A 14,067-nucleotide genomic window follows, 5' to 3' on the forward strand; every position below is an offset into this window, starting at 1 on the left:
CGGCCCGGAATCGGCCTGAAGAATAGCCCGTGAGGTCTGGGACACGTAGGCTAACTGCAGAACCGTCACATTAATCGGGAGGTAGTTGTGAAAAAAACGGATCGAATTGCCCGTGAGCTGGAGCATTCAGTCAGCACCGGAGTTGAGAACGCCAAGGAATGGGCAACCCCGCGGGTTGAGGCAGCCGTCAACTGGGCCGTTCCGCGTCTGCAGCAGGGCCTGGATACAGCTTCTCCCAAGATCCAGGAGGGGCTCAAGTCGGCGGCCTACAATCTCGCCGACGGCGTGGCGACGGTAACCCCGCGCCTCCAGGACGGATTGGCCCACCTCGCACCGAGAATCAACGATGCCGTTGAGGGAGCCACCCCGCGTCTGCATGAGGCGCTGGACAAGGCAACGCCGGTCATCGCAAACGCCCGCGACCGGGTTGTCGTCGAATATCTGCCGAAGCTTTCGGACCAGATCGGCCACGCCTCCGACGCCGTGCACCGTACACTCCAGAGCGCACCGGCCCATGTGGACGCCGTTGCCCAGAGGCTCGGAGACGCGGGGATCATCCACTCCGTCCAGGAGCAGGCCAAGTCCGCCGGCACCCACGTCAAGGTTGCTGCGAAGAAGGCTGGCAAGGCCGTCGGCGTCGAGGTTGCCAAGCCGCAGAAGCCCAAGCACCGCGGGCTGCTGATCTTCGGCATCATCGCCGCAGCTGCCGCTGCCGGGGTTGCCGCGTGGAAGGCTTCCAAGCCGGTCGAGGATCCCTGGAAAACGCCTGCACCGGTCACCCCCGCGCCCGTGTCGGCCACAACTGTCAACGATGTCAAGGAAGCCGTCAAGGAAGCAGCCGGCCAGGCCGGCGCAGCGACAGTTGCCGCAGCGGACGCCGTCGCGGACGCTTCGGCTGAAGCGGCCAAGACCACCGACGACGCCGCAGCCACCGCCAAGCATGCGGCCGGGGACGCTGTCGAGGACATCAAGGACGCTTCCGCCAAGATTGCCACCGATGCCAAGACCGCAGTTCGGAACATCGCCGCAAGCCGTAACAACGGCACGGACAAGAGCACCGGCAGCTAGACAAGCCAGTGGGCCGCCTTCGGGCAGCCGTTGAGGGAGGGATTCCGCCAGTGGCGGGATCCCTCCCTTTTTTGGGCGTGTTTGAGCACGATGTTTACCAGTTCGTAGCCGGGGGATTGCCCGGCGCCGGGCTGGAAAAACCGCGGTAGTGCTAAATTTGGGGGAATGTCACCCGAAAAATCCTCTGAGGATGCCTTACACGACGCTGCGCCGACGCCGGCTGTGTCTATCGTCATCCCGGCGTACAACGAGGAAAGCGTCATCCGGCAGTGTCTGATTGCTGCCGTCTACCAGTCTGTCCCGGCGCACGAGATCATCGTCGTCGACAACATGTCCACGGACCGCACAGCCGATATCGTCCGGCAGATGCAACTGGAGTACCCCGAGAGCCCCATCATCCTGCTCAGCCAGGACCGGGACCAGGGTCTGATCCCCACCCGTAACTTCGGCCTCAACCATGCCACGGGAGACATCCTCGGCCGGATCGACGCCGACTCCGTGCTCGAACCCGACTGGGTCGAACAGGTGCAGAAGGCTTTCCGGGACAAATCGGTCCACGCCGCGACCGGCCCGGTGGTCTACTACGACATGCCGATGCGGCGATTTGGCCTGAAGGCCGACGACAAGATGCGCCAGCTGATGCTCAAGCTGGCCAAACACCAGTACCACTTTCTCTTTGGGTCCAACATGGCGCTCCGCCGCTCGGCGTGGGAGATCATCCGCGGCGAGACATGCCGGGATGAGAAGGACGAGATGCACGAGGACATCGATTTGTCCCTGCACCTGGCCGACCACGAGCTCAGGATCCAGTACTGGCCGCAGATGGTCTCCGGCATGTCCGCGCGCCGGCTGGAAGACTCTCCCCGCGACTACCGCTACTACGTGACGCGCTTCGACCGCACGTACAAGGCCCACAACGTTAAGAAGATGGCGCTCAAGGCGCCCATGGTTGTCTTCTTCTCGGTGTACTTCCCGGCCAAGCTCCTGCGCGCAATCCACACGGTCAACACCACACAGCCTGCCCGCCGCGGCGGCCAGTAACCCCCGGGGTGGCCGGCGCCGGCCTTCGAAAGTCAGTCCGTCCCCAGCTCCGCCAGTCCGGCCGCAGTGCGCCGCACTGAACGTGAACTGCGCTGTCCCAGGACGACGACGGCGAGCCCCACCAGGATCATCGCCAGACCGGCATAGGTGCCGGCTGGCAAGGTCTCAGCCAGGAACGCGGCGGCCAGCAGCGCAGCGCCCGGAATCTCCAGCAGGATGATCATGGAGACCAGCAGCGGGCTCATGGTCGCCAGCAGGTGGTTGAAGGCTGTGTGGCCGATCAGCTGGGCGCATACCGTGATCGCCAGGATGCCCAGCCAGCCGGAGGCTTCGAAGCCTGCCAGCGGCTGCTGCGAGAACAGCGCCAGCACCGCAACGACGGCCGCGCACATCCCGTAGCACAGGGTCGTGTAGATGCCCGTCCCCATGGTCTGGCGGGCTTTGCCGCCGGCCAGCGTGTAGATCCCCGCCAAGGCGCCGCCCGCCACGGCCAGGAGGTCGCCCAGCAGCGCGTCCGGGGAGCTGCCCATGTCGAATCCGGTAATCGCGACGACACCGCCGAACGCGATCCCAAGGCCGGCCAGGACGGGCCAGCGGTGCCTGACGCCCCGGAAGAGCTGGAAAACGGCGATCCAGCCCGACTGCAGGCAAACAAGGGCCGTCGCTGCCGCGACCGAGGTCAACTGCAGCGAGGTGATGAAGCAGGCGAAGTGCAGCGCCAAGGCGACGGCGGCCGCCAGGGACCAGCGAAACTCCCGGCCGGTGACCCGGCCGAACTGGCGTGGGTTCCGGACCAGCACGGGGCCGGCCATAACGACCGAACCGATCGCGTTGCGCCAGAAAGCGATGGCCAGGGCACTGACGGAGGTGGCCCCCAGGGTGGCAGCGATGAGCGGCCCGGAGGAGGCCACCCCAAGGACGCCCAGGGCAGCAAGGAAGAAGTTCACGGTCCAACAGTAGTGGGGACGGAGAGCACGCAGCTGAACCAGCTGCATCCTTGACCGCGGCAGGCGGCGGTGCCAGTCTTAAATCCGGTCTCACCATCATCCACAAAGGAGACCATCATGGCTGCAACCATCCGCAAGAGCCTGGACAATCCGGAGGAAACCCGCCCCGTCAAAGACGGGATGGGCCAGGTTGAGCTCGTCAATCTCGACGCCGGCGCCGTGGCACGTGCGACGTTCCTGCCGGGCTGGAAGTGGTCCCAGCACGTCAAGCCGATCGCCCAGACGGACAGCTGCATGATTGCCCACAAGGGCTACACAATCTCGGGCCGCCTCAAGGTCGTCATGGACAACGGCGAGGAGAACGAGTTCGGCCCGGGTGACTTCGGCGTCATCCCGCCGGGACATGATGCGTGGGTCGTCGGCGACGAGCCCTACGTCTTTATCGACTGGCAGGGCATGGACGACTACGCCAAACCCAAGGAATGAGGGGGCACTGCCGGGCCATCCGCGCAGTGGACAGGCAAGCAGTGGACAGGCAAAAGGCCCCGGTCCGCGTTTCCGCGGGCCGGGGCCTTTCCTATGGTGGAGGCACGGGGACTCGAACCCCGAACCCCCTGCTTGCAAAGCAGGTGCGCTACCAATTGCGCCATGCCCCCATAAGAAGCAACCCGACAATCATACCCTAGTTCGAGAAGCTGTTTCCCAGCTCCCGATCCGGGGAATCCGGGCTAGTCAACCGTGTCGGTTGATTCGCTCCAGACCGTTTTCCGGGCCTCGGATTCCTGCACTTTCTTGTAGAGCAGGACGCCTGCGATCGTGGCTGCAACAACCAGCAACTTCTTCACATGCACCCCGTTCCGGCTCGGCGATAAACAAATACCAACCGAACCTCCACTTGAATCTGTACAGATTCCGTGGGCGTACCAGGACTTGAACCTGGGACCTCTTCGTTATCAGCGAAGCGCTCTAACCGCCTGAGCTATACGCCCCGATGCCTCATCGGGCCGAGATACGACTTTACAGCACATCCCGGCCCGATCTCAAATCGAGGCATTTCCCCGGGAAAAATCCGGGAAAACTATGGGATTTAGTCGTCCGTGAGGGTGACTCCAATGCCGCCCACGAGGGTGGCGGAGATGTTGTACAACACTGCCGAGAGCATGGACAGTGCCGTCAGCAGCACAACGTTGATGACGGCAATGATCGTGGCGAAGGACGCAACCTGTCCCAGCGAGGCGACCTTCTTCAATTCGAAGCCGCCGCCTTCGGACCCAGCCAGGGTGCCGAGGAGGCCGTCAACCTGGTCGAAGATCCCGGTCAGGTCCAGGACCGTCCAGAGCACAATCGCGGCCACAACGGTCACGATGCCCAGTGCCACGGAGAGCAGGAAGGCCATCTTCAGCACGGACCAGGGATCAACCTTGCTGACCAGCAGGCGGGCCCGGCGGACCTTGGCCTTGGGTGCCGGCTTGATCAGCCCGGCAGTGTTCTGTCCCGGACGGATCTGGTCCGGACGTTGTCCGGGGGTGACCGGGCGCTGGCCGGGGGCCGCGGGGCGTCCCTGCGCAGGACGCTGGCCGGGCACTGCCGGCCGCTGGGCCGAGCCACTGGCTCCGCCGGCTGCTCCGGGGCGCTGTTCGGGGCGGGACGGCGCACTTACCCGCGGCGCGGAGGCAGGCTGCCGCACTCCGCCGGGAACGCCGCTGTTCGGCTTGGGATATGAGTCCGAATTACTCATGCGTTACCTCCGGTGTTGTCTTCGTCCAGCTCGGCATCGCCTGATGACTCATCTGACTCCGGGGCCGGTGCTGATTCTTCCGCTGCGGACCCCTCGAGGGATCCGGTATCTTCAGCCAACGTTACGTCATCCGTCGCCGATGCCTGACTTTCAGCGGCCTCGACTGCATCATCGCCTTCTTCCACCTCGTCGGCTTCGAGGCCCCGTTCGCTGTTGCGGGCCACCTCAATGATGCGGTCGTTCTTGTCCGGTTTGGCGAAGATGACGCCCATGGTGTCGCGTCCCTTGGCCGGGACTCCTGCCACGGAGGAACGGACCACCTTGCCGCCTTCCATGACCACCAGGACCTCGTCTTCCTCCTGGACGATCAGGGCGCCCACGAGGTGGCCGCGCTCCTCCTGGTACTTGCCCACCTTGATGCCGAGGCCGCCACGGCCCTGGAGGCGGTATTCCTCCACGGCAGTGCGCTTGGCGTAGCCGCCCTCGGTGACGATGAAGACAAAGGACCCGTCCGTGACGACGTCGGCCGCCAGCAGTTCGTCGTCCTCGCGGAACTTCATGCCCGTGACGCCGGAGGTGGCCCGTCCCATCGGGCGCAGGGCCTCATCGGTGGCGGTGAAGCGGATCGACTGGCCCATGCGGGAGACCAGCATCAGGTCATCGGTCTCGGAGACCAGCTGGGCGGAAACCAGCTCGTCGCCGTCGCGAAGGTTGATCGCGATGACGCCTGCGGAGCGGTTGGTGTCGTAGTCCTCGAGGCGGGTCTTCTTCACGAGCCCGCGCTTGGTCGCCAGGACCAGGTACGGCGACTGCTGGTAGTCCCGCAGGTCCAGCACCTGGGCGATGTGCTCGTCAGACTGGAACGCGAGCAGGTTGGCCACGTGCTGCCCCTTGGCGTCGCGCCCGGCTTCGACGAGCTCGTACGCCTTGGCCCGGTACACCCGGCCAAGGTTCGTGAAGAACAGCAGCCAGTGGTGGGTGGTGGTCACGAAGAAGTGCTCGACGACGTCGTCACCGCGCAGCTGCGCGCCCTTGATGCCCTTGCCGCCACGCTGCTGCGAACGGTAGTTGTCGCTGCGGGTGCGCTTGACGTAGCCGCCGCGGGTGATCGTGACGACCATTTCCTCTTCGGGGATCAGGTCCTCCATCGACATGTCGCCGTCAAAGCCCAACAGGACCTTGGTGCGGCGGTCATCGCCGTGTTTGGCCACGATTTCGGCCAGTTCGGTGCTGATGATCCCGCGCTGGCGTTCCTCAGAGGCCAGGATCGAGTTGTACTCGGTGATCATGGCTTCGAGTTCCGAGTGGCGGTCCTGGATCTTCTGGCGTTCCAGTGCCGCGAGCCGGCGCAGCTGCATGTCCAGGATGGCGCGGGCCTGGAGCTCATCGATGTCGAGGAGCTGCATGAGGCCGTCTCGGGCCGCCTCGGTGGTGTTCGATGCCCGGATCAGTGCGATGACTTCGTCGAGAGCGTCGAGCGCCTTGAGGAGGGCACGCAGGATGTGCGCTTCCTCCTCGGCCTTGCGGAGCCGGTAGCGTGTCCGGCGGGCGATGACATCCATCTGGTGTGTCACCCAGTGCCGGATGAACGCATCCAGGCTCAGCGTGCGGGGCACGCCGTCGACGATCGCCAGCATGTTGGCCGCAAAGTTGTCCTGCAGCTGGGTGTGCTTGTAGAGGTTGTTCAGCACCACCTTGGCGACGGCGTCGCGCTTGAGCACGATCACGAGGCGCTGGCCGGTGCGTCCGGAGGTTTCATCGCGCAGGTCGGCGATGCCGGAGATCTTGCCGTCCTTGACGAGCTCGGCAATTTTGATCGCGAGGTTGTCCGGGTTGGCCTGGTAGGGCAGTTCGGTCACCACAAGGCACGTGCGGCCCTGGAGCTCCTCCACGTTGACCACGGCGCGCATGGTGATCGAGCCGCGGCCCGTGCGGTAGGCGTCCTCGATCCCCTTGTGGCCCAGGATGGTGGCCCCGGTCGGGAAGTCGGGTCCCTTGATGCGGACGATCAGCTCTTCGAGGAGTTCCTCGCGGCTCACGGTCGGGTTGGCCAGGTACCACTGGACGCCGTCGGCGACCTCGCGGAGGTTGTGCGGCGGGATGTTGGTGGCCATGCCGACGGCGATGCCCGAGGAGCCGTTGACGAGGAGGTTCGGGAAACGCGCCGGCAGGATGGTGGGTTCCTGGTTCTTGCCGTCGTAGTTGTCCTGGAAGTCGACAGTTTCCTCGTCGATGTCGCGGACCATTTCCATGGCCAGCGGGGCCATTTTCGTTTCGGTGTACCGCGGTGCTGCTGCGCCGTCGTTGCCGGGCGAGCCGAAGTTGCCCTGTCCCAGCGCCAGCGGGTAGCGCATGGTCCAGTCCTGGATCAGCCGGACCAGCGCATCGTAGATGGCGGTGTCACCGTGCGGGTGGTATTGACCCATGACTTCGCCGACCACGCGGGCGCACTTGTTGAACGAGCGCTCCGGGCGGTAGCCGCCGTCGAACATGGCGTACAGCACGCGGCGGTGGACGGGCTTGAGGCCGTCGCGGACGTCAGGGAGGGCGCGGCCCACGATCACGGCCATTGCGTAGTCGAGGTAGGACCGCTGCATTTCCGTCTGCAGGTCAACCTGCTCGACACGGTCCGTCAGCACATCGGTGTCAAGGACGGTGCCTTCAATGACGGGTTCGGCGTCGGCCGGGACTTCTGGTGTTTCGTCACTCATAGTCTATATTTTCCGTTTCAGGTATATATCGTTCCGGGAATATTCAGGGCTTCGAGCCGCTAGATATCCAGGAACCGAACGTCCTTGGCGTTCTGCTGAATGAAGTTGCGGCGGGATTCAACGTCTTCGCCCATCAGGGTGGAGAAGGTCTGGTCCGCGGCCAGGGCATCGTCCATGGTGACTTGAAGCAGCGTCCGGTGGTCGGGATCCATGGTGGTGTCCCACAACTCGGTGTAGTCCATTTCACCCAGGCCCTTGTAACGCTGGATGCCGTTGTCCTTGGGGATACGGCGGCCGGCGGCCTGGCCGGACAGCAGCCGCGCATCGCGTTCCCGGTCGCTGTACACGTAGTCGTGCGGTGCATTGGACCATTTGATCCGGTACAGCGGGGGCTGCGCGAGGTAGACGTAGCCGTTTTCGATCAACGGGCGCATGTAGCGGAACAGCAGGGTCATCAGCAGGGTGGTGATGTGCTGGCCGTCAACGTCGGCATCGGCCATGAGGACGATCTTGTGGTAACGCAGTTTGCTCAGGTCGAAGTCCTCGCCGATACCCGTGCCGAACGCGGTGATCATGGACTGGACCTCGGCGTTGCCCAGCGCCTTGTCCAGCCGGGCCCGCTCCACGTTCAGGATCTTGCCGCGCAGCGGCAGGATGGCCTGGGTTTCCGGGTTGCGACCGCGCTTGGCGGAACCGCCGGCAGAGTCGCCCTCCACGATGTAGACCTCGCACTTTTCCGGGTTCTTCGACGAGCAATCCGAGAGTTTTCCAGGCATGCCGAAGGATTCCAGCGGGCTCTTCCGGCGGGCGTTGTCGCGGGCCTTCCGGGCAGCCATCCGTGCCTGGGCGGCAGAGATGGCCTTGCGGATGACGTCGCGGGCGGGGCCGGGGTTACGTTCGAGCCAGTCGCCGAGCCCGTCCGTGACGACGCGCTGGACAAAGCCCTTGACCTCGGAGTTGCCGAGCTTGGTCTTGGTCTGGCCCTCGAACTGCGGTTCGGCCAGTTTGACCGAAATAACGGCGGTCAGGCCTTCGCGGATGTCGTCGCCGGTGAGGTTGTCGTCCTTTTCCTTGATGATGCTCTTCTCCCGCGCATAGCGGTTGATCAGCGAGGTCATTGCGGCGCGGAAGCCCTCTTCGTGGGTGCCGCCCTCATGGGTGTTGATGGTGTTGGCGTAGGTGTGGACGCTCTCGGAGTACGCGTTGGTCCACTGCATCGCCATTTCCAGGGCGATGTGGCGTTCCTTGTCCTCGGTTTCGAAGGCGATGACGTCCTCGTGGACCACATCGACCTTTTTGCCGGAGTTCAGGTGTTTGACGTAGTCCAGCAGCCCGTCGTCGTACTGGTAGACCACGGTGTGGAATTCAGCCGGGACTTCACCCTCGGTCGGAACGACGTCGAGGTCCAGATCCCCGTCCTCGGACGGTTCCGCTGCGGCACGCCGCTCATCGGTCAGCGTGATCCGCAGCCCCTTGTTCAGGAACGCCATTTGCTGGAAGCGGGCGCGGAGCGTTTCGAAATCAAAATCTGTGGATTCGAAGATGCTGGCATCCGGGTAGAACGTCTGGGTGGTGCCGGTCTCGGTTGTCTCTTCGCCCTGGACCAGGCCGCCCTGCGGCTTGCCGCCGTCGGCAAAGGACATCCGCCAGACATTGCCCTGCCGGCGGACCTCGGTATTGACGCGGCTCGAGAGCGCGTTGACGACAGAGATGCCGACGCCGTGCAGGCCGCCGGACACGGCGTAGCCGCCGCCGCCGAATTTGCCGCCCGCGTGCAGGATGGTCATAACGACCTCCACGGTGGGCTTGTGCTCCGTCGGGTGCATGTCGACCGGGATGCCGCGACCGTTGTCGACCACCTTGACCCCGCCGTCGGCCTGCAGCACGATTTCGATGTGGGTGCAGTACCCGGCCAGGGCCTCATCAACCGAGTTGTCCACGACTTCATAGACCAGGTGGTGCAAACCGCGCGGTCCGGTGGAGCCGATGTACATGCCGGGACGTTTCCGGACAGCCTCCAGGCCTTCGAGCACCGTGATGTCGCTGGCGCCGTAGCTGTGGGGAGTCGCGGTTTCGGGCGGGGTGTCCGCCGTATCAGCCACTACTGGTTCCACTGCCGGGATCTCTGCATTGTCGTTAGCCACAGGCGCTTTCGACTCCTCTTTTTCGTTAAAGGCCGGCCGTTGCCCCTTCCCGGAGGAAACAGCTACTGCCAACGGGCACGTCACTGATGACACCGGTTGTTCTGCTGGCTCGAGGATCCGTCTACCGCACGCGGATATTGCGTCGGAAACGGACTCAGTCAACGTTTCACCGGCGCCCAGTTATCTATCACGATTCTACCGTGTTATAGGGGCGAAACCCGCATTCCAGGGGGCCAAACGGGAAGGAAAGTGCCGCTGGGAGGCCGCAGACTCCACCTGCAAGGCTCCAGGGGTACCGGATGCGGGTTCCTATACGGCTCCGGTGCCTCTGAGCGCCCTACACGCCGTTTGCGGAATTTTCAAGAGTTTTGCAAGGAGTGCTTCAGACCGCGTGCGGTGGAAGTCCCGGACGTTATCCGTAGGTGTCCCGCGGCCCGCGCCCGTTGACGGTCCGGCCGCCCTTGCGCCAGCTGGGCGCCGCAGGTCCAAGGACCTGGATCTTGGTGACAACCCCTTCGCCGAGTTCGGTGCGGAATTTCTCCAGCAGGCTGAGGCTCAGCAGGCGCAGTTGCGTAGCCCAGGCGGTCGAATCACAGCGGACGTGGAGGGTGGTATCGGTGAAGCTCTCCGGGGTGCAGTGGGCGGAAATCTCCGGTCCGACGAGTGTGGCCCACTCGGCCATCACCGAGCCGACGGCCACAGGAGAGCTCCAGCCGCGCTCCGCGACAAGGCGCCCCACCACCTTGCCGAGCCCCATCGGGTCCCGGCCGGTGCCATGGAATTGTCCGAAACCGCGGGTGCTGCCGGTACTGCGGCCGGACTTCGGCGGGGTGGTTCCGGGCCGCGGCGGCGCCTTGCGCCGGATTTCGCCGCGTGACGCGGCCGCGTCGCGCATCCTGTTCAGCGCCGACTGGGCGGCGTCGATGTCATCCGGGTCGCGACCCGGCTGCAGGCCGCCGTCGGTATCCTTATTCATCGATCTTCCCGCTCATCGATTCCTCCCGGGATTACCTTCACCCGCCGCCCGGCCAGTTCCGTCGGGATATCGTCCTCGACGGCGGCGGTCACGAGCACCTGCTCGGCGCCGGATACTATTGCGGCCAGTTTACGCCGCCGCTGGACGTCAAGCTCGGCAAAGACATCGTCCAGGATCAGGATCGGGGCGGATCCCCCGGTACGGGCGTCATCGAGCATGACGTAGTACGAGGCCAGACGCAGGGACAGGCACATGGACCAGGTCTCGCCATGCGAGGCATACCCTTTGGCAGGGGCTGATCCCAGGACCAATTCGAGTTCGTCTCGGTGCGGGCCAACGAGGGAGATCCCGCGCTCCAGTTCCTTGCGCCGTGACGAAGCGAACGCCTGGACGTACCGTTCGGTGAGTTGGTCAACGGAGAGCAGGCGCAGGTCCTCGGCGGACCCGGTGGCTTCCCCGCCGCGGGCAGCCGCGGGACCGGAAGCGGCGGCCGGCGCAGCGCCGTCGTCCTCCACCGCACCCTGCAGTGTGGAGCGGTAGATGGCGCCGGCTTCCTTGGAACCGTCCGTGAGCTGCGCGTAGGCGCTTCTGAGGTGGGGCCGGAGCCGTTCCACTAGTTCCAGCCGCGCGTGCAGCAGCTCGGCTCCCGCCCGGGCCATGTGCTGGTCCCAGACATCCAGCGTGGCCTCGTGTCCCGTGCTGAATTTGCCGGCGCGGGCGGACTTCAGGAGCGCGTTGCGCTGCTTCAACACCCGGTCGTAGTCGCTGCGGGTGGCTGCATGCCGCGGGATGAGGCTGACGAGGAGTTCATCGAGGAAGCGGCGCCGGCTGGACGGATCACCCTTGACCAGGGCCAGGTCCTCGGGGGCAAACAGTACGGTTTGGCAGATGCCCAGGATGTCCCTGGCCCGGACCGGGTTGCTGCGGTTGATCCGGGCGCGGTTGGCGCGGGAGCTGTTGATTTCGAGTTCGAGCACGGTGGACTGCTCTCCGCGGACCAGCCTGGCACGGATCATGGCCCGGTCCGTGCCGAAACGCAGCAGCGGGGCATCGGAACTGACGCGGTGCGAACTGAGCGTGGCCAGGTAGCCGATCGCTTCCATAAGATTGGTCTTGCCGATGCCGTTCGAGCCGACCAGCACCGTGACGCCGGGCTCCAGGCTCAGCTCCACCTGGGAATAACTGCGGAAATCTGTGAGCGAAAGTTGTTCTAGGTACACGCCGGGTTCAGGATTTCAGGGCGGGACTACTTGGCCGGACGGGTAGCGTGCCCGCCGAACTGGTGGCGCAGCGCGGAAACCATCTTCATCGCGGGCGAGTTGTCCTCCCGGGAGGAGAAGCGGGCGAAAAGCGCTGCCGTGATGGCCGGGGCCGGCACGGCGTTGGCGATTGCTTCCTCCACGGTCCAGCGTCCTTCGCCCGAATCCTCGACGTAGTCGTCGATCGACTCCAGGCCGGGATCCTCGTCAAGGGCTTTGACCATGAGGTCCAGCAGCCAGGACCGGACGACGGTTCCCTTCTGCCAGGCCCGAAACGTGCCGGGGAGATCGGTGACGATGTCCTTGGCGGCCAGGAGTTCGTAGCCTTCCGCGTAGGCCTGCATCAGCCCGTATTCGATGCCGTTGTGGACCATCTTGGCGTAGTGGCCGGCGCCGATCCCGCCGACGTGGACGAAGCTGTCGGCGCGGTCGCCGTCGGGACGGAGTGCGTCGAAGACGGGCATCGCCCGTTCGATGTCCGCGGCGTCACCGCCGGCCATGAGGCCGTAGCCGTTCTGCAGGCCCCAGACCCCGCCGGAGACACCGCAGTCGGCGAAACGGATGCCCTTTTCCGCCAGGGCTGCCCCGTGTTTCTGGTCCTCGGTGAAGCGGGAGTTGCCACCATCCACCACGAGGTCGCCGGTGTCGAGCTTGTTGCCGAGTTCGGTGATGACCGCGTCGGTGATCTCGCCGGAGGGGACCATCACCCAGATCAGGCGCGGCGCCGGGACGGCGGAGATTAGTTCGTCGACGCTCGCGACGTCGGTGAGGTCCGGGTTGCGGTCAAAACCGGTGACGTCGACTCCAGCCTTGCGCAGCCGTTCGCGCATGTTGAAACCCATTTTTCCAAGGCCGATCAGTCCGATGTGCACGGGATAAGCTCTTTTCTGCGCTGGGGTGTTTCGGGTGGTGGCGTCCACCCAACTGGCTGGCAGCTGAGGCCGTTTTGATCCCTCAAACCGGCCGTAACTGTGAGTTAGTTGGGCAGCCGGACCGGCATGACCAGGTAGCGGTAGTCGCCCTGGTCCTCGCCGTCGGCGTCGTGCTGAGCCGTGATCATGGCCGGCTTGGGCGCGCTCGTGAAGGAGAACCGGACAAACTTGGTTTCGATGACGCTCAGGCCTTCGATCAGGTAGTGAGGGTTGAACGCGACGGTGATGTCTTCGCCGGTGAGCTGGGCTTCGAGCTCTTCGGAGGCCTGCGCATCTTCGCCGGTGCCGGCGTCGAGGTGCAGCTGGCCCTGGGTGAAAGCGAGCCGGACCGGGGTGTTGCGTTCTGCCACGAGCGAGACGCGGCGCACGGCCTCGACAAGTTCCGATGTCTGCACAGTCGCGTGGATGGGCGTGGACTCGGGGAACAGTGAGCGGATCTTGGGGTAGTCGCCATCAACCAGGAGTGACGTCGTCGTGCGTCCGCCGCTCTCAAATCCGATGAGCCGGCTGTCGTCATCGGCAAGGGCGAGGTTGATGTCGCCGCTGCCGCCAAGGGTCTTGGCTACTTCGTTGAGGGTCTTGGCCTTGACCAGGGCGCTGGTTGAGATGCCCGGGGTGACGGGCTTCCACGGGAGTTCGCGCATCGCCAGGCGGTAGCGGTCGGTGGCCAGCAGCGTGATGAGGTCGTCCTCGATCTCCATTCGGACGCCGGTGAGGATCGGCAGGGTGTCGTCCTTGCTTGCCGCGATGATCACCTGGGAGACAGCCTGGGCAAAGGAGTCGCCCGGGACCGTGCCGCTGATCGGGGGCAGTGCTGGCAGGGGCGGGTATTCGGCTTCCGGCATGGTGGCCAGGTGGAAGCTGCTTCGGCGGCAGGTGAGGGTGACTTTGTTGCCGTCGGTTTCGATGTCGACCGGTGCGGACGGAAGGCTGCGGCAGATGTCGGCAAGCAGGCGTCCTGAGACCAGGATGGTGCCTTCGGTCGTGATGTCAGCTGCGATTTCAAGCCTCGCTGACGTTTCGTAATCGAAGCTCGACAGGCTGACCGTACCGGCTTCAGCCTTGAGAAGCAGGCCTGAAAGTACGGGTACCGGCGGCCGCGGAGACAACGACCGGGCGGTCCAGGTCACGGCTTCTGCCAGGACGTCCCGTTCGACTCTGAACTTCACGGAAGGGTGCCGCCTTTCATTGCTGCTGTCATCGCTGGTGGCCGGGCCACCGGCCCGGCTGGGAATCACAAAAGATGTCCAG

Annotated in this window: 12 protein-coding genes and 2 tRNA genes; 3 read left to right on the plus strand and 11 right to left on the minus strand. The window is 64.8% G+C overall.

Annotated features, from left to right (window positions below):
* Window positions 1–87: 87 nt before the first annotated feature.
* Together GXK59_RS17400 and GXK59_RS17405 are read left to right on the plus strand one after the other, a co-directional pair.
* Window positions 88–1,068 (plus strand): hypothetical protein, encoded by a 981-nt coding sequence (locus tag GXK59_RS17400; RefSeq protein WP_160668631.1) that lies wholly within the window; start codon window positions 88–90, stop codon window positions 1,066–1,068.
* A 165-nt stretch (window positions 1,069–1,233) separates the two neighbouring features.
* Complete coding sequence (locus tag GXK59_RS17405) at window positions 1,234–2,109, plus strand: glycosyltransferase (RefSeq protein WP_160668632.1); 876 nt, start codon at window positions 1,234–1,236, stop codon at window positions 2,107–2,109.
* 32 nt (window positions 2,110–2,141) lie between these two features.
* On the opposite strand, the gene GXK59_RS17410 is transcribed toward GXK59_RS17405, so the two are convergent.
* Entirely contained in the window at window positions 2,142–3,056 is a 915-nt protein-coding gene (locus tag GXK59_RS17410; RefSeq protein WP_160668633.1) for a DMT family transporter, read from the minus strand.
* Window positions 3,057–3,173: 117 nt separating this feature from the next.
* Here GXK59_RS17410 and GXK59_RS17415 point away from each other — a divergent pair, with 117 nt between their 5' ends.
* Entirely contained in the window at window positions 3,174–3,542 is a 369-nt protein-coding gene (locus GXK59_RS17415; protein ID WP_160668634.1) for a cupin domain-containing protein, read from the plus strand.
* Window positions 3,543–3,636: 94 nt separating this feature from the next.
* Here GXK59_RS17415 and GXK59_RS17420 read toward each other — a convergent pair.
* The 10 genes from GXK59_RS17420 to dnaN form a co-directional block, all read right to left on the minus strand.
* Window positions 3,637–3,712: transfer RNA gene (locus tag GXK59_RS17420), tRNA-Ala, on the minus strand.
* A gap of 72 nt (window positions 3,713–3,784) precedes the next feature.
* On the minus strand, window positions 3,785–3,901 hold the full coding sequence (locus tag GXK59_RS20785; protein WP_224048067.1) for a DLW-39 family protein: 117 nt from the start codon (window positions 3,899–3,901) through the stop codon (window positions 3,785–3,787).
* Between the two features lie 70 nt (window positions 3,902–3,971).
* Window positions 3,972–4,045 (minus strand) — tRNA-Ile (locus GXK59_RS17425).
* A 98-nt stretch (window positions 4,046–4,143) separates the two neighbouring features.
* Window positions 4,144–4,794 carry a DUF3566 domain-containing protein gene (locus GXK59_RS17430; protein WP_160668635.1) on the minus strand — a complete coding sequence of 217 codons (651 nt, stop codon included), beginning with the start codon at window positions 4,792–4,794 and terminating at the stop codon, window positions 4,144–4,146.
* Window positions 4,791–7,505, minus strand: a complete 2,715-nt coding sequence (gene gyrA, locus GXK59_RS17435; protein WP_160668636.1) for a DNA gyrase subunit A — start codon at window positions 7,503–7,505, stop codon at window positions 4,791–4,793. Before gyrA ends, GXK59_RS17430 begins: the two co-directional genes overlap by 4 nt.
* Before the next feature lie 59 nt (window positions 7,506–7,564).
* A complete protein-coding gene (gyrB, locus tag GXK59_RS17440; protein WP_160668637.1) occupies window positions 7,565–9,649 on the minus strand; it encodes a DNA topoisomerase (ATP-hydrolyzing) subunit B in 2,085 nt (694 codons plus the stop codon).
* Window positions 9,650–10,061: 412 nt separating this feature from the next.
* Window positions 10,062–10,625 carry a DUF721 domain-containing protein gene (locus GXK59_RS17445; protein WP_160668638.1) on the minus strand — a complete coding sequence of 188 codons (564 nt, stop codon included), beginning with the start codon at window positions 10,623–10,625 and terminating at the stop codon, window positions 10,062–10,064.
* Window positions 10,622–11,845: a DNA replication/repair protein RecF gene (gene recF, locus GXK59_RS17450; protein WP_160668639.1), complete on the minus strand. Its 1,224-nt coding sequence runs from the start codon at window positions 11,843–11,845 to the stop codon at window positions 10,622–10,624. Before recF ends, GXK59_RS17445 begins: the two co-directional genes overlap by 4 nt.
* Before the next feature lie 26 nt (window positions 11,846–11,871).
* Complete coding sequence (gene gnd, locus GXK59_RS17455) at window positions 11,872–12,756, minus strand: phosphogluconate dehydrogenase (NAD(+)-dependent, decarboxylating) (protein ID WP_160668640.1); 885 nt, start codon at window positions 12,754–12,756, stop codon at window positions 11,872–11,874.
* 104 nt (window positions 12,757–12,860) lie between these two features.
* The gene (gene dnaN / locus GXK59_RS17460; RefSeq protein ID WP_160668641.1) at window positions 12,861–13,985 is read right to left on the minus strand and encodes a DNA polymerase III subunit beta; all 1,125 of its coding nucleotides are present in this window, start codon (window positions 13,983–13,985) and stop codon (window positions 12,861–12,863) included.
* Between the last annotated feature and the right edge of the window lie 82 nt (window positions 13,986–14,067).

This window comes from Pseudarthrobacter sp. ATCC 49987, assembly GCF_009928425.1.
In the GTDB taxonomy this organism is placed as follows: Bacteria; Actinomycetota; Actinomycetes; order Actinomycetales; family Micrococcaceae; genus Arthrobacter.

Bases quoted from the DNA above. Each gene is read 5' to 3' on its own strand.
- GXK59_RS17445 (WP_160668638.1), bottom strand. From the start codon at position 10,625: ATGAATAAGGATACCGACGGCGGCCTGCAGCCGGGTCGCGACCCGGAT.
- GXK59_RS17405 (WP_160668632.1), top strand. From the start codon at position 1,234: ATGTCACCCGAAAAATCCTCTGAGGATGCCTTACACGACGCTGCGCCG.
- GXK59_RS17415 (WP_160668634.1), top strand. From the start codon at position 3,174: ATGGCTGCAACCATCCGCAAGAGCCTGGACAATCCGGAGGAAACCCGC.
- gyrA (WP_160668636.1), bottom strand. From the start codon at position 7,505: ATGAGTGACGAAACACCAGAAGTCCCGGCCGACGCCGAACCCGTCATT.
- GXK59_RS17430 (WP_160668635.1), bottom strand. From the start codon at position 4,794: ATGAGTAATTCGGACTCATATCCCAAGCCGAACAGCGGCGTTCCCGGC.